The sequence below is a fragment of the Bradyrhizobium sp. B120 genome (assembly GCF_049075665.1).
Classification (GTDB): domain Bacteria; phylum Pseudomonadota; class Alphaproteobacteria; order Rhizobiales; family Xanthobacteraceae; genus Bradyrhizobium.
The window spans coordinates 8,721,849-8,740,646 of record NZ_CP185242.1; the positions used below are offsets into that span (position 1 = coordinate 8,721,849).

The following is an 18,798-nucleotide window of genomic DNA, read 5'->3' on the forward strand; positions in this document are numbered from 1 at the left end:
CCTGTCGTGGTCAGATCGGCCGGGGCCGATCAAACGCGGTGCGGGTCGCAACCGCCGCCAGCGGATATCGGACGATCTCGTCGACGAGCGCGACCAGGCGCGCGGCCGCGCGCTCGACCACCATCCTGCCGAGCTCGGCGGTAGCCTTGGTGGCGTCGCCGCAGGCACCCTTGGGGTGGAGATCCTGGGTCTGCCAGCCGAATTTGACGGCGCCTTCGAGCCCCAGCATCTCGAAATCGCGCGCGATCCGTGTCGTCGCGGGCTCGAAGTTTTCGGCCCGGCCCATCACCACGGAATCCGGCGCCAGATGCAACATCACGCTGGTCTCGATCTGGCCGCCGTGAATCCCGTGACGGATCTCGTCCGCGTCGAACAGATCGGTCATGTCAATCAGTTGCGGCCACATCGCCGTCGCCGCAAACATGCCGAGGCGGACGCGAAGGTCGCGGCAAACGATCTCGAGCAGCTGCGGCTGACCGCCATGCGAGTTCAGGAACAGGATCTTGCGGATCCCGGCGCGGTACACCGACTCTCCGATCTCGGACCACACTTTCCCAAGCGTTTCATACGAGAGCGTCAGCGTGCCCGGAAACGCAAGGTGCTCGTCGGACTTGCCGTACGGCAACGGCGGAAGCACAAGCGCGGGACAATCAGGGCGCATCAACTCGACCGCGCGGGTCACGATCCCCCATCCGATCGCCGCATCGACCTTGACCGGCAGATGCGGTCCATGCTGCTCGACGGCGCCGACCGGAAGGATCGCCACCGCTCGTTCGCCATCGAGTTCGGCAAAGTCACGTGTCGAGAGATCCCACCACCAGCGAGATTTGACTGCCATTGCAAGACCCAAGCCGTTGGCCGGCCGCGCACATGCGTCGGCCACCGACGGAGGATTTTGCACGCGCATCCATCACTTCAAAGCGCTTAGATTCGGCAACCCTGTTGCCTTTTGGGCAACGCCACGCCAAGCTCCGCGCATCATCTTTCGGATCGGTAACCATGCTGCACAGCCGCCTCCTGAGCTACATCGACGAGGTCGCGCGGACCGGGTCGATCCGCAAGGCGGCAAACCACCTCAACGTCGCAGCCTCCGCCATCAGCCGCCAGATCCTCGCCCTCGAAACGCAACTGGGCACCCCGATCTTCCAGCGTCTGCCGAAGAAGCTGATCCTGACCGCCGCGGGCGAAGTCCTGATCGGGCACATCCGGCAGACGCTGAAGGAGTTGACGCGGGCTCAGGCAAAGATCGAGGAACTCAAGGGACTGCGCCGCGGCGAGATTACGGTCGCGATGATGAGCGGGCTCGCCTCCAACCTCGTACCGGGCACGGTGAAGGAATTCCGCCTCGCCAACCCCCGCGTCAAGCTGAACCTGACGCTCTTCAATACCGGAGCAGAGATCCAATCGGCGGTCGCAAACGGAGAGGCCGATCTCGGGATCGGCTTCGATTTCGCAAAAGATGCGAACCTGAAGTTGCTCGCGCGCGCGGTCGCCAAGCTTGGCGGGGTGATGGCCCCGGACCATCCATTGGCGAAACGCGCCAGTATTCGTCTCAACGACTGTGTCGACTTTCCGATTATCATTGCCGACACCAGCAGCGCGATACGGCCCTACCTCGACGCCGTTTTCACCAGAGCCGCACTGGATCTCCGGCCGATCATCGAGACAAATTCCATCGAGATCATGAGGCACGCCGCAATCCTGGACAACGGCATCACGTTCCTCACTCCGTTCGACATCGAGTTCGAACGCCGGGCGGGCCGGCTCGCTTACGTTCCGGTCCGCGAACTCACCAACGATGCCCAGGCGCTGATGCTGATCGGCCACGAGCGTGGCACCAGCGCCATTGCGAGTGTTCTCGCCGAGATGCTCAAGGCCATGATGCAGGATACGATCTTGTAGACCGACCACGGCGTTTTCGAACGAAGCGGACACCGGTTCGCGTGAGGAAAACGCGTCAATCCGACAAGCTGGAGCTTCGGCGCAAACTGATGCGCGACCGCATCGCGAACCCAACTCCCGATGCCTGGCCGTTATCGCGACCCCACCCCCGACGTGCTTGCATAAATGGCCGCACGATTGAATATTCGCTGCACTGTTTGCAATGATCAGGACCATGCCGATGAGCGCCAAGCTGGAGCCGCGCCGACTGCACTATTTCATGGAGGTGCTCAATAGCGGCTCCGTGCGCGGCGCCGCCGGTGCGCTCGGCATGGACGCCTCGGCGGTCAGCCGGGCACTCGGCCTGCTCGAGAAGGAGTATGGCGCGCGCCTGCTCGAGCGGCGGGGCCGCGGGGTAGCGCCGACCGACGCCGGCCAACTGCTGGCCGCCTACCTGCACCGCCAGCAGGGCGAACGACAGGCGCTGCTCGCGCAGATGGACAGCATCCGCAAGGTCGAGTCGGGTCATATCGATCTCGTGACGGGCGAAGGTTATGTCGACTGGCTGGCCAGGAGCTGCCTGTGCCGCTTCATGCAAAGCCATCCGAAGATCACGATCAGCCTCGACATCGGGAGCACCGACGAGATCGTCCAGCAGATCGTCGGAGAACGCGCGCATATCGGTGTCCTGTTCAATCCGCCTCGCGACGATCGACTGCGCTCGCATCATTCGCAGCCGCATCCGATCAGGGCCGTGGTGCCGCGCGGGCATCCGCTGACCCAGCTCGGTCGGCCGCTCAAGCTCGCCGACCTCGCACCCTACCCGGGCGCCGCAATGCATCCGAATTACGGCCTGCGCCAGCATGTCCAGGCCGCCGAGATCAGCGAAGGCGTCCGCCTCAATTTCGCGTTTACGACCGCCTCGTTCGACGCGCTCGCCCATTACGTGACCGCCGGACTTGGCTATGCGCTGGCATCGCGCCTTGCGATGCCGGAGGCCGACGCCGCCAAGGTGGTGGCGCTGCCGATGAAGAACGCGCTGCTGCATCGTGGCCGCACCCACGTGGTCTCGCGTCAGGGACGCACGTTGCCGCCCGCTGCGATGCAGCTGCTGCGGATGATGGTCGGCGAGATGCGATCATCGGGAAGCAGTGCGCGGTAGACTGTGGCAGGCCGCGCCTTTGCGATCTCAATCGCGACGCGTCGTTGCCGGAAACCAGATCGCGACCTGCGGAGGCGGTCGAAACGGCTTCCAGCTTCCCGTCGGCTGGGCGAGGCGATCGGCAATCACCCACAGCGCCGGCGCGTGAAAGCCAAGCCCGATATGCGTCGTGTTCACTTCGACGTTTTCGCGCTCCCCACCCTCCTGCTCCAGGCAGGCGCGCCACGCCACCACGCCATCGGTGCGGGTATAGATCGATGTTGTCGGCACGGGAATCGGTTGCGCGAGGCGACTGATCCGCTCGGCGGTCGGCGGCTCATATTTCTGGCCGGTCAGAAGCCGCCAGATCGCGCGGACATTGCTCGCACCCGGAGCCGCGAACGGACTGCCGAGCGTGATGACCATCCGCACCGCCGCGGGGATCTGCCGCGCAACCTCGCGCGCGATGATGCCGCCGCGGCTCCAGCCGACCAGACTGACCTTCGAGCCGCCCTGCTTTTCGAGTTCGATGACCCGAGCCACCACGGCGGAAAGGTCCGCGTCCGGCGCGCGCACATTGCGGCCGCGGCCCCATCCATGAACCTGATAACCGAGGAATTCGAGGAACGAGCGTATCGCCAACGTCGACCGGTCATCGGCGCCTAGCCCGGGCAGAACCATGACCGGATGCCGCTGCCCCCGCGGCGCGGTCGCCAGAAGCGGCGCCGCCACGGCAAGAAGCGCCGGGATGTCGAGAAAGCCGCGCCCTTCCGCGGCAAGCAGCGTGAGCGAGGGTGGTTCGACGGTCTGCTCGTCACGTCCCATGAGTAACGTCCCTTGTTGATGGTCGAGAACAGCCCCGCAACCGTGCATCGCCCGGCGAGCACGAGACGTCAGTTCGGCGGGGCGGTCTTTCCGAACACCCCGCCGATGGCCCGCAACAGCCAACTCGGCTGATACTTGATCCATTGGACCGCCAGCTCGTTGGCAAGTCCTGCGACATGCACCGGCTTTCCCGCCATGCAGGCGCGGTAGCCCTCCTGCGCGACGGTCTTCGCATCCATGATCATCATGCTCGGCATGTTGCCGAGATTGGTGCCGTGGACCATCCCGGTGTCGGTCACGCCGGGACATAACGTCGTCAGCGTGATCTTGCTGCCGCTCAATTCCTGGGACAATGCCTCGCCGAACGACAGCACATAGGCCTTTGACGCGGCATAGACCGCAAGGTTCGGCACCGGCATGAACGCCGCGACCGACGCAACGTTCAAGATCCGTCCACTGTTGCGCTCGAGCATCGGCGTGAGGAAGAGACGAGTCAATGCCGTCATGGCGACGACGTTGACCTGCAGCAGCCGCAACTGGTCATCGAGGCCGATTGCGCTGACGCGTCCTTCAAGCAAAAGGCCGGCATTGTTCACCAGCAGGTCGACCCGCACGCCGGCGTCCCTTAGCGAATCGAACACCGCCTGCGGCGCCGCCGGCTCGCTCAGATCGGCGGCAACGATGGTCACCTTGGTGCCATGATCGGCCTTGAGCTCGCGGGCGAGCTCCTGCAGCTTATCGCGGCTGCGAGCCAGCAGCACGAGGCTGAAGCGATTGGCCGCGAGCACGCGCGCGAGCTCGAGCCCAATGCCGCCCGATGCGCCGGTCACCAGCGCGCATTGACCTTCATTTGCGCTCACCGACATGAGGCGCCTCCCTTCGCTGCCAGAACGGTTCTGCGCAATCCACGAACGGCGCGCGCAACAAGCCGCCGCCGCGCCAGCCGGCGTTCGTCGCGCCGCGCCAGCTCGGCAGGCGTGCCGGCGCACTTCCGGTCGGCAGCATATGTGCGGGAGAACCGTTCGATCGCCCGCAGCAACGCCTGGGCCTGCTCGAATTGATCGGCCGTTTCGTTCACCTCGCCAAGCGACTTGCGCAACGGTTCCAGCACCTCGATCCGGTCGACATGGCCCGACAGTCGGGCTTGCAGATCGCGGTCTTGCGTCGACGGCATCACGTCACCGAACGATCTTGGCCGATCGCCCTGACGACGTCGAGGGCGACGGCCTCGACCGGCTGCAGTCCGTCGACGGTTCTGAGGATGTTCCGCGATCGATAGTAGTCGACCAACGGCGCGGTCTGCTCGTTGTAGGCGTCGATCCGCAGCTTGAGCGTTTCGTGGTTGTCGTCGGCGCGCACCGCGCCGCCCTGCTCTCGCGCTTCACGGGCCCGCGCCTCGATCCGGTCCAGCAACGCCGTCTCGTCGGCCTTCAGCTCGACGACGTGGTCGATCGCAAGATCTTCGGTATCGAGCAGATCGTCGAATCTGACCGCCTGTGCCATCGTCCGCGGGAAGCCGTCGAGCACAAAGCCACGCGTGGCATCCGCTTGCGAGATGCGTTCGATCACCGCGGCGATCACGAGCTGATCCGGAACCAGCCCACCACTCACCATGATATCCTTGACCTTCCGTCCGATGCCGGTGTCCGCGTCGACCGCAGCACGCAGCATGTCGCCTGTCGAAAGGTGCGGTATGTCGTACTCCTCGACCAGGCGCCTCGCCTGCGTTCCCTTGCCCGCACCGGGCGGCCCCAGCAGAACGATCCTCATCGCATGTGTCCCGATATTCGCTTGATCACCGGCAGCTTTCCGACGGGGCGTCGAGCAACCCGGCTCCGCGCGAGCCGGGCCGCTCGAATTGTCCTCACGCCATCGCCAGCCGCGCACTGGGGGCAGGCCGCATCGACAGCAGCAACAGCAATCCCGACAGCACGTAGAGCGCCATCACGAAGTACATGCTGTAGATGTTGTCGCCGGTGCCTCGCACGATCAGTCCGTTGATCGAAGGGCTGATCGCCGGACCGAGGTTGCCGAGACTGCTGATCAGCGCAAGCCCTCCGGCGGCGGCACCGGTGGACAGATATTCGCTGGTCAGCGCGAAGAACAGCGGCGTCGCCGACGCAATTCCGATCACTGCAAAGGACAACGCAAGGATTGATCCGACGAGGTTGCCTTGCAGCATCGTGGTAATGAACAGGCCGAACGCGGCGATCGCGACGCAGGCGGCATAGTGCCAGCGACGCTCGTGCCACTTGTCGGAGTGTCGGCCGATCAGGATCATGCCAATGACGCCGGCTGCATTCGGGATCGCAGCATAAACGCCGACAAGGAACAGATCCTTGACACCCCAGCTCTGGATCAGGGTCGGCATCCAGAACACCATCGTATAGGTCGCGCCGAGCAGGAGCAGATAGACGAACGACAGCACATAGACCTTGGGGTCCTTCAGCATCTGCCCGAACGTTCCCGAGGGTTCGCTCGCGATGTCTTTCTCGTCGTGCTGGAAGGTATCCTCGAGCAGGGCTTTCTCGTCCTTCGAGAGCCACGCGGCCTGCGCGGGCTTGTCCTCGAGCAAGGCGTAAACCAGGATGCCAAGAATCAACGCCGGTAGGCCCTGGACGAGGAACAGCCACTGCCAGCCATGAAGGCCGCCGGCACCGTCGAGATATTTCAAGATCGAGCCGCACAGCGGACCGGCGATCACAGACACGATCGTCGTCGCCGACATGAAGGTGGCGATCACCTGCCCGCGCCGCACCGATGGATACCAATAGGTGAAGTACAGGATCACGCCGGGAAAGAAGCCGGCCTCGAACACACCGAGCAGGAACCGGACGAGATAGAACTGGAACGGTGTCGACACGAACATCATGGCGGATGCCGCGAGCCCCCATAGCACCATGATGCGCAGCAGGGTCTTGCGCGCGCCGATCCGCTCCAGGAGCAGGTTGCTCGGCACCTCGAACAGGAAGTATCCGATGAAGAAGATGCCCGCGCCGAGACCGTAGACCGCATCGTCGAACGGCAGCGTCTGCTTCATCTGCAGCTGTGCGTAGCCGATGTTGATGCGGTCGAGATAGGCGATCATATAGGCGATCAACAAAAGCGGGATTAGGCGCCAATCGATCTTCGAGAACAGGGATTTGTGCGCCGGGCTTTCCAGTACCGACAGAGATCCCTTTGCGGCGGGTGGGTGCATCCTGGTGTCCTCCAATGTTCTTTTGATTCCGACGCCGAGCGGGAGACCGCGGTGACGTCCCCAGTTCCGGCGATGTGACGCGTTGAAGGCCCCGGCGCCTAGCTGGCCCGGCTCGCCTTGTCGTTTGCGGCGGCCGGCGGCACCTCGTCTGTCTGAATGACTGTCACCGACGCCGCGGCCGCCTTCGATTGAGCCGTAGCCGGCGTCGTCAGCTCGACGATCTCGGCCTCGACCGGCGGCAGGGCTTCGATCGCGCGTAAGGCCGCCCGGAGATGCTCGATCATCTCGTAGGACTCGTCCTGCGTGAGCACACGCCGGCATGCGGTCAGACCGAATTCGAGCAGGCCCGCATAGCTGTGCACCGTGATGTTCAGCGCGCTGCCGTGATAGGGGATCGAGACCGGGAAATAATGCACCATCCGTGCACCGGCCATGTACAGATTCTGCCCCGGTCCCGGCACATTGGAGATCAGCACGTTGCCCGCTGCCGGCATGCGGCTGGCGAGGTTGGAGCGGCCAAGCAGCGAGGCGAGCCCGGTCATCAGCCACGGCGAACCCGTGATCGGCACATCGACACCGAGCACCGGCTTGAGTTCGCGCACGACCGCCTTGGCCGCCTCGGATGACGCGTGGATCGCCTTGAAGCGGGTCGGCAGGTCATCGATATCGGTCGCCAGGTCGACGCGTACCGCGGAAACCTGGTTGTTCATCGCCTTGTCGCCTACCGCACGCAGGCTAACCGGCACCATCGCGATCAGGGCCTCCTTGGGCAGCAGGCCGCGCTCGGCGAGGAAGCGTTGCAACGCGATGCTGCACATCGCCATGACGATGGTGTTGACGGTGCCGCCGACACGCTTGCCCAGGACCTTGATGTCGGCAAGCGGCAACGACATCGTGCTGTAGGAGCGCTGATTGGTGATGGAGTCGTTGAACACCGTCTTCGGTGCCAGGCCAAGGCTCAGCGAGCGCTCCCCCTTCTGCGACCGCTGGCTGGCCACCACGCTCGCGGCCGTGCCGAGCGCCTTGGCCGCCGTCGGCAGGAGCTCCGCGAGCTTGCGATATTGTTGGGCCGCGTTGTTGGCCGCCGCCTGCAATAGCTCGGTCACGCCGAGCTGGTATTGCACGGCGGCGCGCTTGCGCCGTGGCGGCGGCACCTCGCGCATCTTGGGCGAGACATCATAGAGCACCTTGGCGAGTTCGACACCGGCCTTGCCGTCGACGCCGCTGTGATGCGCCTTGGTGTAGAACGCGACCTGGCCGTTCTCGAGGCCATCGATGACATACATCTCCCACAGCGGACGGCTGCGGTCGAGCAGCGAGGCGTGCAATCGCGCAACAAGTTGCTCGAGCTGCGCCATGGTGCCTGGCCGCCGCAAGGTGACGGTCCGCACATGATAATCGAGTTCGATATCATCGTCCTCGATCCAGACCGGTTCCGCGAGCTGGAAGGGCATCTGCGCCAGCTTGCGGTTCAGCAATGCCGAGAGATGGAGACGCTTGCCGAGCATCTCCTTGACATCCTCGTAGTAGTCGCCCTGATAGCCCTCGGGGAGATCGAAGATCATGAGGCTGCCGACATGCATCGGCGTCTCCGGCGTTTCGAGATGCAGGAACGATGCATCCATGCTGCTGAGTTGATCCATTCTTCCCTCCGATGACGTTGTGACGGCGATCGCCGTCTTGATGACCGTATGCCGATATCTCGCGCGTCACGGTCATTGCATTGCGGTCGGGCCTGACACCTCTCCGCAGCTTCACGCAGGCGCTCTCAGGCCTGCGCCCGGGCGGCGCGCTCTTCCTCGTCGTACAGCTCCTTCTTCGAAAGCTTGCCGACCGCGGTCTTCGGCAGTTCGGCGCGGATATCGAGCGCCTGCACCATTTCGTGCTTGCCGAGCTTGTCCTTGAGGAACGCCTGCAGCTCTTCGAGCTTGAACGGCTTGGCATCCGCCTTCAGCTTGATGAACGCCTTCGGCGACTGGCCGCGATACTCGTCGCGGATGCCGATGACGGCGACCTCCTCGACCGCGGGATATTTGTAGATCGCCTCTTCGAGGACACGCGGATACACATTGAACCCGCTGCACAGGAGCATGTCCTTGGTGCGGTCCACGATGAAGATGAAGCCATCCTCATCCATGTAGCCGACGTCGCCCGTGCGCAGGTAGCCGTCTGCGGTCGTCACTTCGGCAGTGGCGTCCGGCTTATTCCAGTAGCCCTTCATGACATTCGGGCCCTTGATGCAGATCTCGCCGCGCTCGCCGAGCGGGACGTATCCGCTGCCGTCGTCGACGTTGAGGAACTTGATGACGATGCCGGGCATCGGCATGCCACAGGAGCCGGCCTTGCGCATGGCGCCATGTTGCGCCGGCGTGTAGGTGCCGCTCGGCGAGGTCTCGGTCATACCCCAGCCTTCGCTCAAATTGCAGCCGGTGATCGAGGCGAATTGCTGTGCTACCTCAAGCGGCAACGGCGCGCCGCCGGATCCGCAGTATTTCAACGCGCGCAGGCTGTGCTTCGGCGTCTCTGGATGGTTGATCAGCGCGGTGAACATGGTCGGCACCCCGCAGAAGACACTGACCGACTTCGTCGAGATTTCCTCGAGCGCGGCTTTCGGATCGAAACGGACGTGCTGGATGATCTCCGCGCCCATCAAGACGCCGAACAGCACGTTCACGGAAAGCGCGTAGATGTGGAACGGTGGCAAGACAGCCAGGAAGCGCTCTTGCCCATCGACCAGCACCGGCGGCGAGCCGGCCGTCGTCGCCCGGTACTGCTGGCACGCGCTGGTCAGGTTGGCGTGGGTGAGCATCGCCCCCTTCGGCAACCCTGTCGTCCCGCCGGTGTATTGCAGCACGGCGATCGTCTCGCGCGGATCATCGATCGGATAGGCCCGGTAGGCGCCATCATTATGGGTCAGCTGGCCGAAGCTGATGTGATGATCATCCCAGGCGACTTCGCTCAGCTGCTTGGCCGCCTTCATCTCGTTGACGACGGTGTCGGGGTCGGCCGTGATCTCGCCAAGCGAGCCGACCACCAGCTTCTTCAATCTCGTCTTGCCCAGCATCGCCGCCATCTGCGGATAGAGCGAAACCATGTCGAGCGTGATCAGGATATCGGTCTTGCTGTCCTCGATCTTGTGTTCGAGCACCATGGCGGTGTCCAGCGGCGAGTAATTGACCGCCGTGCCGCCTGCCTTGAGGATGCCGAAGAACGAGATGATGTAGTGCGGCGTGTTGGGCAGATAGAGGCCGACATGAACGCCCGGCTTCACGCCGAGCAGCTGCAGGCCCTTGGCCACGCGATCGGTGAGCCGCCCGAGCTCGGCATAGCTGATCCGCTTGCCCATGAAATCGATCGCGGGACGATCCGGCCATTTGGCAACGGCATCGCCCAATATCTTCTGCACGGGTCCGGCAGCGATCTCGATGTCCCAGCGCACGCCGTCGGGATAGGATCGGATCCAGGGCATGTCGTTCATGAGATCTCTCCCTTTATGGTCTTTCGGATCAGACGGCGGTCACGCCGCCGTCGACCGCGATGGTCTGGCCGGTGATGAATGCACAGGCATCGGAGGCGAGGAGCGCGGCGACGCCCTTGAGATCTTCGGGGCCCCCTTCGCGATTCATCGGCGCCATATGCGCGGTCGCGCTCTGGTCGAGCTGCGCGGTCATCTTGGTCGGGAAATAGCCCGGCGCGATCGCGTTGACGTTGATCCCGAGCGGCGCCCATTCATTGGCGAGCGTGCGGGTCAGATTGACGACCGCGCCCTTGCTCGTGTTGTAGGCCAGTGTCGGCGTGCCTTCCGGATAGCAGCCGGTAAGGCCCTGGATCGACGCGATGTTGATCACCTTGCCGCTCCGCCGCGGCACCATGCAGCGGCGGCCGACCTCCTGGGTGGCGATGAAGATCGCGGTTACATTCAGGTTGATCACCTTGTTCCAGCCGTCGAGCGTATGCTCGATCGTGGCGGCACCCCAGGAAGTCCCGGCATTGTTGACGAGGATGTCGATCGGGCCCAGCGCGGCCACGACCTGCTCGATCATCGGCGCGATTGTCTCCAACCTGCCCATGTCGCAAACCACCGGAAGCGCCTCGATGCCAAGCCCTTTGAGGTGAGCAGCCGCGGCATCAAGCTCATCCCGCTTGCGCGCAGTGATCGCGACCTTAGCCCCGAGCTCGCCTAGCACCTCGGCGATCTGAAGACCGAGACCTCGCGATCCGCCCGTGACGAGCGCGACGCGACCCGTCAAGTCCTGCAACTTGGCCAGACTCATGGCTTTCCCCCGATGGTTGGCGCCTCACACGCGCAGCACTATTTCGGCTGCAACAGCTTCTGAAGATTCGTAAGGTTCTCCTGCATGCGCTCCTGCATGACCTTCCAGGCGTTGTTACGCGCCTGCGCCTCGAGCTGCGACAGCTCGCGGAAATCCGCGACCGCCTTCTCGACCTGCTGCCTGGCGGTCTCCGTCTGCTTCGTCATGCCTTCACCGCCCGCGAAGCCCTGCATCGCCGCCTGCCACTGCGCGAGCGTCTCCTGCAGGATCTCGTTGCGCCGGCTGACCAGCGCCTGGATGCCTTCGTAGGCCTGCCGGTTCGCCTCCACCAACGCTTCCATGTCCTTGCGCTGCCACTCGACCAACGCGGCCATATCGAACCCGGGCAGCGCGAACTTCTCGGCCATTTTCTTCAGATCCCCGAGCCACGGCATCGCGCCCGTGCCACCTGCGTCGGATTGCCTGTCATCGGTCCCCATCGACGTCCTCCTTCTGGTGTTTGGCTGGCGGCGGCGAAACGCCGACCCGTGGACTACGCGTCAGGCCGCCGGCCAACGCGGCCGAAACAGGGCGACGCTGTCATCGGCCCGATCCGGATCGGGGTACACCATGCCGCGGAGACCGCTGCGGTCGAATGGCGACCATTCTTCCTCCCCGAGCGCGAGGCGGTCCGCAATCGCATAGAGCACGGCCGGATTGTGTCCGAGCCCGCAATGACTGCCTTCGACCTCAATGTTCTGTGTCCGCTCAGCATGCTGCTCGCGGCAACCCCACCACGAGACGATGCCGTCGGTGCGTGAGTAGATCGCGGTGCTCGGTACCGGCGGCGGCGACTTCATCATGTCCCTGTCGGGCCAGTCGTCGACCTGGCGCTCGCTCAGGATCTCGTAGAGACGCCAGGCATTGCTTGCCTTCGGCTCGTTGGCGAACGGGCTGCCGAGCGTGATCACCTGGCGGACCAGATCGGGTGCGCGCCGTGCAATCTCGCGGGCAAAGACGCCGCCGAGGCTCCAGCCGATCAGGCTGACCTTGCGCTTGTATCGCTCGGCGAGCTCGGCCAGCCTTGCGTCCATGGCAGCCTCGACGCCGGGACGCGGTCCGCGATTGGGTCCAAGCTTCCAGCCATGTACCGCGTAGCCTTGCGCCTTCAGGTAGGCGCGCAACGGTCGCGTCGAGATATCGCTGGCGGAGAGCCCCGGCAATACGAGGACCGGATGTCCGTCGCCGCGCGGCGCGCGGCGAAGCAGCGGGTAGCTTGCGAAGAACGCCTGCAGCTCCCAGATCCCACGCACCTCGAGCGCGAGCAGCAATTGCGACGGCGGCGCAGAGCGGTCGACGACCGTATTCATGCAGAATGTCCCCTCCCGGATCATGCAGCGTGTCCCGCACGACCCGACATTTTATGATTGCTGCCTCGCTCCGCGAGCGGCTCCGTGCGGACCCGATCGCGCAGCCGCGCATCCTCTTGGTCTCAAAACGCTATCGAGCAGGTCAGACCCGTAAAAGGTGCAATTGGCCCGTTTGACCGGTTAGTTTGGGACATCCGCCAATAAATCTTGCGCCCCTGCTGCGATGCGTGATGCCCGACGCTCGCGGAAGTCCGAAGGGCTCTTGCCGGTCCAGCGGACAAAAGCGTGGCGGAAGTTCGCCGCGTCGCTGTAGGCGAGCCGCGCGGCGATCTCGTCATTGGTCATTTGCGTGTTGCGCAGATAGCCGACGGCGAGCTGCATACGGACCTCGGAGACGATCTGCCGGTAGGTTTTCCGCTGCAGCTGTAGCCTGCGGCGGAACGTCCGCGGATGAATCATGAGCTCCGCCGCCATTGCCTCGATGCTCGGAAAGCGGCCGGGATGCTCCACGAGCCGTCGCCGGATGTCGGCGGCGAGGCCGTCGTCCCCCGCGACATGATCGAAAAGCTGATCATAGAGCCGGCCTGCCATCGCCCTGGTCATCTCGTCGGGGCAGACCGCCGGATGGTCGATCCAGGCCGCGTCGAATTCCAGCGCGTTCCTGCACTGATCGAACTCGACCGGACACTGGAAGATGCGATCGTAGGTCCCGGCGTGCGGCGGCGGCGCATAGGCGGCGCTCAGCTTCGAGAAACGGAACGAGCTGCCATAGACGTCACGGCTCAGCGTCTGATAGGTCGCAAAGGCGAATTCAAGCGCAAACCGATAGACGTCATCGGCCGGATCGCGTGAGAGCAGAGGCTCGAGCAGGCAGCTCACCGTATCGTTCTTGCGGGCAAGGTCGATGTCGGCGACCGTTCCGAGGATGCGACCATACTTGGCCGCGAAGTCGATGACTTCGGCTCGGGTCCGGCTGCTCAGCATGGCATAGCCATACATGCCGTAAGCCATGACATGCATTCGTTCTCCGGCGCGAAACGCGACCGACGGATCCCGCGACAGCCGCATCGCATTGCGAAAGACCGTCCCGACCTGCCGATAGGAGACGCGTACCGACGAATCCCTCAGGTCGGCGCTCGTCAGATCGGCCCCGCCGAGCGTGCGTGACGCGGAGATCCCGTCCTCGGCCAGGACGTCCACCACCGCAGCGATCCGTTGCGGCGAATAGAGACACTGCAGGAGATTTGGTGACGGGTGATACACGAGCTTCCTCGTCCGCCTTGCGCGCCTGTTTCCGGTCCCGCAATCCGGGAGGGTAGTAAGCCGAACCAGGCAGCGGAAGGTTCGATTGGTCGCGTTTGGGGGTGAGTTCCGGACAAGACCGGCCAAAAAGAAAGACCGCCGAGGGAGGGCGGTCCAGGTTGGGAGAACGCGATCGCGAGCGCAACCACGGCGCCGAGCTTACGCGCGCTTCGGCCGCACAAAAGGTTCGATTGAACCGATTTGCCGGTGAACTACGGACAGAGCCGGCGAAGCGCCCCTCGGATATCTCGGGGTCTAAAGACCCTCGTCGCCCCGGAACTCGGATGGATTCCTGCCGGTCCAGCGCGAAAAGGCGTGGCGGAAGTTGGCCGCGTCGCTGTAGCCGAGGCGGCTCGCGATCTCCTCATTGGTCATGCGCGTCTTGCGCAGATACTCGATCGCGAGCCGCATCCGCACCTCGGCAAGCAGGCCGCGATATGAGGTTCCCTCCGCCTCGAGCCTGCGCCGCAGCGCGCGGGGATAGATGTCGAGCTGCTCGGCGATCGCCTCGATACTTGGATAACTGCCCGGCTGCTCGATCAGTAGCCGGCGGATATCGGCAGCAACGCCGCCGGCGCGGTTCACCTCGCCGAGGATCTCCTCGCACATCTCCCGCGCCATGGCGTGGGTACGCGGATTTGCGAGCGCCCGCGGGCCGTCATTGCGCGCGTATTCGTATCCACAATGATGCTGATTGAACAGGACCGGACATCCGAGAAGATCACGATACGCCGCTGTGGATGGCGGCGGTGCATAGTCGAGCAGCACGCGCGAGAACCCGAAGCCCTGACCGGAGCGGTCGCGAATGGTCGTCAGATGCGCGGCCAGTGCGAACTCCACCGCGAAGCGATGCACACTCTCGGTCGGATTCGGCCAGTGCATGGGCTGGAACGTCGCCACCACCGTCTCACCATCATAGGAGAGGCCGAAATCGCAGAACGGACCCACCACGCGGATGTATCGCGCGGCGAAGTCGCGGGCCTCCGCATGCGTTGCACTGCTCAGCAGCGCGTATCCGTACATGCCATAGGCGGTAACATGCATTCGCGCTCCGGAGCGCAGCGCGATGGCGGGGTCCCTTGCCAGTTGCAGCGCATTGCGGATCACCGTGTCGAGCTGCCGATAGGATATTCGCGTCGTATGCGACTCGAGCTGGCCGATCACAAGCCCGGTGCCATCGAGAACCTCAGCTGGATCAATGCCCTGCTCGCGAAGCTCGGCCGCGATGGCCGCGATCGAATGTGGCGGGAATATTCGCTGCGCGAAGCTGGGCAGCATTCGGCTCGGCGATTGGCTTGCGTGCGAGTCCTGCCTAGTCATTCCGATCGCATGTCCCTCGCATTCCGCGCGTTTCCGCTCCACGATGATCTACCGCTCCAAACGTAAGCCCGATCACGCAGGCGACGCAATGATCGGGTACCCGCGCGCTGCGCGCGCCGCATTCCGCGTCCGGAAGTCACCCGGTCGGCGGTCCAATCGCACCTTTCTCCGCCTCGCGAGATCGCTAGGCTCGCGATGCCTTGCTCGACAACCGGCACCCAGCCGGAGGCCCACACGGGCCGCGGCAAGCGCTATCAAGGGAGGAGCAGATGCGACGGGAGGACATTCTCAAGCAGCTGACGACGCCAATCGGCGCCCCGGCATTTCCCCGCGGACCGTTTCGCTTCACCAACCGCGAATACCTCAACATCCTGTATCGCACCGACATCGAGGCGTTGCGCGCCGTCGTTCCCGAGCCGCTGGAGATCGACGATCCGCTGGTCCGCTGGGAAATCATGCGGATGCCCGACACCTCCGGTCTCGGCGACTACACCGAATGCGGCCAGGCCGTCCAGGTGCGCCTTGGCGACGAAAAGGGTGAGTACCTTCACGCGATGTACCTCGATAGCTTGCCGGCGCTGGCGTCCGGCCGCGAAATCAGCGGCTATCCCAAGGTGATCGGCAAGCCGAGGCTCTATATCGATTCCGACACGCTGGTCGGCACAATGGATTATGGCAGCCTGCGCGTGGCCACCGCGACGATGGGTTACAAGCACCGCACGCTGGACCTCGAAAAGGCAAAGGCCGAGATCTGCGTACCGACCTTCATGCTGAAGATCCTGTGGACCTATGACAGTCCGAAGCCGGCGGGCGAGCCGCGCATCTGCGAGCTGCTGCGCTCCGAGATCACCGACATCACCGTCAAGGGCGCCTGGACCGGCCCGGCCCGGCTGGAGCTGTTCGCCCACGCATTGGCCCCGATGGCCGATTTTCCGGTGCGCGAGATCGTCGCGTGCAGCCACATCATGACCGACTTGACGCTGTCCCGCGCCAAGCGGTGCCACAACTATCTCGATCAGCCGCGGTAAGCGGACACATCGGAGCAAGCCATGCCATCATCCGCAGATCGCGCCGCGGCGCTCAACCGCTATCGCAATGTGTGCGTTATCGGGGCCGGCGTCATCGGCTCCTCCTGGGCAGCGCTGTTTCTCGCGCACGGGCTCAATGTCGTGATCAACGATCCGCAGCCCGGCATCGAGGCCACGACCAAGGACGCCCTGATCAAGATCGCGCCGACATTGCTGAAGCTCGGCCTGCCGCACGAGGGGTTGGAGCGCAACCTGCGCTTCGAGCCGGATCTCGCGCGCGCCGTCGCCGGTGCCGACCTCGTGCAGGAGAACGGCCCGGAGAAACCCGAATGGAAACAGCAGCTCTGGGCACAGATCGAGGCAGCGGTGCCGAGGCATGCGTTGCTGTTGTCGTCGAGCTCGGCGCGGCCGGCCACCGAGCAGGCGCAGGAGATGAAGGATGCCAGCCGGCTGCTCGTCGGTCATCCCTTCAACCCGCCGCATCTGATCCCGCTCGTCGAGGTCGTTCCCGGCGAGCAAACCGATCCGCAGGCCACCGCCGACGCCGTGGCGTTCTACGAGGCGCTCGGCAAGGTGCCGCGGGTGCTCAAAAAGGAGATTCAAGGCTTTGTCGCCAACCGGCTGCAGCGCGCGATCATGCGCGAGGCCTGCTATCTCGTGCAGGAAGGCGTCGTGACGGTCGACGAATTGGACGACATCGTCACCAGCTCGATCGGGCTACGCTGGGCCGTGAACGGGCCGTTCAGCTCGTTCCACATGGGCGGCGGACCGAAGGGACTCGAATCGTTCTTCCAGCACCTCGGCAAGAACATGGCCGCGTCGTTCAAGGTGATTCCGCAAGTCGATCTCGACGAGGCGCTACAGCGCAGGATCATCGACCAGGCTGCGGCATCTTTCGGCAGGACGCCGATCGCGCGGATGGAGCGCGAACGTGACGACACGCAGGTGGCGCTGCTGCACGTACTGGCGGCACGCAACGGCAAGGATCGCACATAGTCGAGCTCTCAAAGCTGCGCGCGCTCGCAGACACAGGCGGTCGCGATCTTTCGGAATCCAGACGCGCCCGGGGTGATCCTCGGGCATCAAGCGGAGACGGACGCTCATGAGCATCTTCGAGGGATTGAAGGTCATCGACTGCGGCAGCTTCATCGCCGCGCCAACCGCCGCGACACTGTTGGGAGACTTCGGCGCCGACGTGATCAAGATCGAGCCGCCCGGCGCAGGCGACGCCTTCCGTCAAGTGCCGAAGCTACCGGGCATGCCGAGATCCGACCAACCCTATGGCTGGCTGCTCGATAACCGCAACAAGCGCGGCCTTGCGCTCGATCTATCGAAACCCGAAGGCCAGGCGGTTCTGCATCGCCTGGCCTCCACCGCCGATGTATTCATCACCAATTATCCGCTCGCCGTCCGCAGGAAGCTCGCGATCAGCCACGAGCGACTTGCCGCGGCGAATGATCGGCTGATCTACGCATCCTTCACCGGCTATGGCGAAACCGGCGACGAGGCGGGAAAGCCGGGCTTCGATGTCACTGCCTACTGGGCGCGTTCAGGCCTGATGGACATGGTGCGAAGCGACGCCAGCACGCCGCCGGCGCGGGCGCTCGCCGGCATGGGCGATCACCCGTCGGGCGTTTCGCTGTTCGCGGCCGTCGCGGTGGCGCTGTATCAGCGCGAGCGGACCGGCCGCGGCACCCAGGTCGGCTCCTCGCTGCTCGCCAACGGCGTCTGGTCGAACGGCATCATGGCGCAGGCGGCGCTGTGCGGGGCGACGTTCACGCCGCGGCCACCGCGCGAGAATCTGTTCAATGCGCTCGGCTGCTACTACCGCTGCCGCGACGGCCGCTGGCTGCTGCTCGCGATCGTCAACGAGCAGCGCGACTTTCCGACCGCGGCGAAATGCCTGGGCCTCGGCGACCTGCTCACTGATCCACGCTTTGCCAAGCAGGCCGATCGCTTCGCCCGTTCGGCGGAGCTGATCGCTCTGTTCGACGCGGCATTCGCGACACGGGACCGGGACGAATGGCGGGCGTGCCTCGATGAAGCCGGCATCGTTTTCGAATGCGTTGCCGAGATGAGCGACCTGTGCGCCGACCGGCAAATGCTGGCAGCCGGCGTGCTGGTGCCGTTCGAGAACGACGAGATGCTGACCATCGACAGCCCGTTCTTTGTCGACGGTGCGACCAAGGTGAAGCCGCGCAAGGCGCCCGCGGTCGGCGAGCACAGCACGCAGATCCTGCGCGAGGCCGGCTACGATGACGCGGCCATCGCCGGGATGCGCGAAAGCAAGATCCTGGCATGATACGCTGACCACCGGCCGCTTTCATCGCGCGCACGAGAAAGGCCGCGCCCTCGGGTGAGGAGCGCGGCCAGTCTCGAGGCGCCCGAACCGGGGGGCACCACAGCGGCGATGCGGCGCAGCTGAGGTTCGGAGGACGCCTCCGAGCAGAAACGATCAGCGCCCGACGCGTCCGTTACT

General features: G+C 64.5%; 18 protein-coding genes. 5 read left to right on the top strand and 13 right to left on the bottom strand.

What is annotated here, in order from left to right; all coding sequences use genetic code 11:
* Positions 1 to 10: 10 nt before the first annotated feature.
* Positions 11 to 838 (bottom strand): creatininase family protein, encoded by an 828-nt coding sequence (locus tag ACOIX3_RS40455; RefSeq protein WP_420967564.1) that lies wholly within the window; start codon positions 836 to 838, stop codon positions 11 to 13.
* Positions 839 to 999: 161 nt separating this feature from the next.
* Between ACOIX3_RS40455 and ACOIX3_RS40460 the strand changes: the two genes are divergently transcribed.
* Together ACOIX3_RS40460 and ACOIX3_RS40465 are read left to right on the top strand one after the other, a co-directional pair.
* Positions 1,000 to 1,902, top strand: coding sequence for a LysR family transcriptional regulator (locus tag ACOIX3_RS40460; protein WP_420967565.1), 903 nt, complete (start codon positions 1,000 to 1,002; stop codon positions 1,900 to 1,902).
* 220 nt (positions 1,903 to 2,122) lie between these two features.
* A complete protein-coding gene (locus ACOIX3_RS40465) occupies positions 2,123 to 3,043 on the top strand; it encodes a LysR family transcriptional regulator (RefSeq protein WP_420967566.1) in 921 nt (306 codons plus the stop codon).
* Positions 3,044 to 3,070: 27 nt separating this feature from the next.
* Here the strand turns inward: ACOIX3_RS40465 and ACOIX3_RS40470 are convergent, their stop codons facing one another.
* The 12 genes from ACOIX3_RS40470 to ACOIX3_RS40525 all read right to left on the bottom strand — a co-directional run bounded on the left by ACOIX3_RS40470 (position 3,071) and on the right by ACOIX3_RS40525 (position 15,249).
* Positions 3,071 to 3,970 (bottom strand): esterase/lipase family protein, encoded by a 900-nt coding sequence (locus tag ACOIX3_RS40470; protein ID WP_420967567.1) that lies wholly within the window; start codon positions 3,968 to 3,970, stop codon positions 3,071 to 3,073.
* Complete coding sequence (locus ACOIX3_RS40475; RefSeq protein WP_420967568.1) at positions 3,916 to 4,713, bottom strand: SDR family NAD(P)-dependent oxidoreductase; 798 nt, start codon at positions 4,711 to 4,713, stop codon at positions 3,916 to 3,918. Before ACOIX3_RS40475 ends, ACOIX3_RS40470 begins: the two co-directional genes overlap by 55 nt.
* Complete coding sequence (locus ACOIX3_RS40480) at positions 4,704 to 5,024, bottom strand: hypothetical protein (protein WP_420967569.1); 321 nt, start codon at positions 5,022 to 5,024, stop codon at positions 4,704 to 4,706. The genes ACOIX3_RS40475 and ACOIX3_RS40480 overlap by 10 nt, the downstream gene beginning before the upstream one ends.
* Positions 5,021 to 5,617, bottom strand: a complete 597-nt coding sequence (locus ACOIX3_RS40485) for an adenylate kinase (RefSeq protein WP_420967571.1) — start codon at positions 5,615 to 5,617, stop codon at positions 5,021 to 5,023. Before ACOIX3_RS40485 ends, ACOIX3_RS40480 begins: the two co-directional genes overlap by 4 nt.
* Before the next feature lie 94 nt (positions 5,618 to 5,711).
* Positions 5,712 to 7,046, bottom strand: coding sequence for an MFS transporter (locus ACOIX3_RS40490; RefSeq protein WP_420967572.1), 1,335 nt, complete (start codon positions 7,044 to 7,046; stop codon positions 5,712 to 5,714).
* Between the two features lie 98 nt (positions 7,047 to 7,144).
* Positions 7,145 to 8,689 carry a WS/DGAT/MGAT family O-acyltransferase gene (locus ACOIX3_RS40495; protein WP_420967573.1) on the bottom strand — a complete coding sequence of 515 codons (1,545 nt, stop codon included), beginning with the start codon at positions 8,687 to 8,689 and terminating at the stop codon, positions 7,145 to 7,147.
* 125 nt (positions 8,690 to 8,814) lie between these two features.
* Positions 8,815 to 10,524 carry a long-chain-fatty-acid--CoA ligase gene (locus ACOIX3_RS40500; RefSeq protein WP_420967574.1) on the bottom strand — a complete coding sequence of 570 codons (1,710 nt, stop codon included), beginning with the start codon at positions 10,522 to 10,524 and terminating at the stop codon, positions 8,815 to 8,817.
* 28 nt (positions 10,525 to 10,552) lie between these two features.
* Positions 10,553 to 11,320, bottom strand: a complete 768-nt coding sequence (locus ACOIX3_RS40505) for an SDR family oxidoreductase (protein WP_342708499.1) — start codon at positions 11,318 to 11,320, stop codon at positions 10,553 to 10,555.
* Between the two features lie 38 nt (positions 11,321 to 11,358).
* A complete protein-coding gene (phaP, locus tag ACOIX3_RS40510) occupies positions 11,359 to 11,799 on the bottom strand; it encodes a TIGR01841 family phasin (RefSeq protein WP_420967575.1) in 441 nt (146 codons plus the stop codon).
* 60 nt (positions 11,800 to 11,859) lie between these two features.
* Positions 11,860 to 12,669 (bottom strand): esterase/lipase family protein, encoded by an 810-nt coding sequence (locus tag ACOIX3_RS40515; RefSeq protein ID WP_420967576.1) that lies wholly within the window; start codon positions 12,667 to 12,669, stop codon positions 11,860 to 11,862.
* Between the two features lie 180 nt (positions 12,670 to 12,849).
* Positions 12,850 to 13,932, bottom strand: a complete 1,083-nt coding sequence (locus ACOIX3_RS40520; RefSeq protein ID WP_420967577.1) for an AraC family transcriptional regulator — start codon at positions 13,930 to 13,932, stop codon at positions 12,850 to 12,852.
* A 294-nt stretch (positions 13,933 to 14,226) separates the two neighbouring features.
* On the bottom strand, positions 14,227 to 15,249 hold the full coding sequence (locus ACOIX3_RS40525) for an AraC family transcriptional regulator (protein ID WP_420967578.1): 1,023 nt from the start codon (positions 15,247 to 15,249) through the stop codon (positions 14,227 to 14,229).
* A gap of 311 nt (positions 15,250 to 15,560) precedes the next feature.
* Between ACOIX3_RS40525 and ACOIX3_RS40530 the strand changes: the two genes are divergently transcribed.
* The 3 genes from ACOIX3_RS40530 to ACOIX3_RS40540 all read left to right on the top strand — a co-directional run bounded on the left by ACOIX3_RS40530 (position 15,561) and on the right by ACOIX3_RS40540 (position 18,621).
* Entirely contained in the window at positions 15,561 to 16,319 is a 759-nt protein-coding gene (locus tag ACOIX3_RS40530; protein WP_420967579.1) for an acetoacetate decarboxylase, read from the top strand.
* 21 nt (positions 16,320 to 16,340) lie between these two features.
* Positions 16,341 to 17,315, top strand: coding sequence for a 3-hydroxyacyl-CoA dehydrogenase NAD-binding domain-containing protein (locus ACOIX3_RS40535; protein ID WP_420967580.1), 975 nt, complete (start codon positions 16,341 to 16,343; stop codon positions 17,313 to 17,315).
* A gap of 106 nt (positions 17,316 to 17,421) precedes the next feature.
* Positions 17,422 to 18,621, top strand: a complete 1,200-nt coding sequence (locus tag ACOIX3_RS40540; protein WP_420967581.1) for a CaiB/BaiF CoA transferase family protein — start codon at positions 17,422 to 17,424, stop codon at positions 18,619 to 18,621.
* The last annotated feature ends 177 nt before the right edge of the window (positions 18,622 to 18,798 follow it).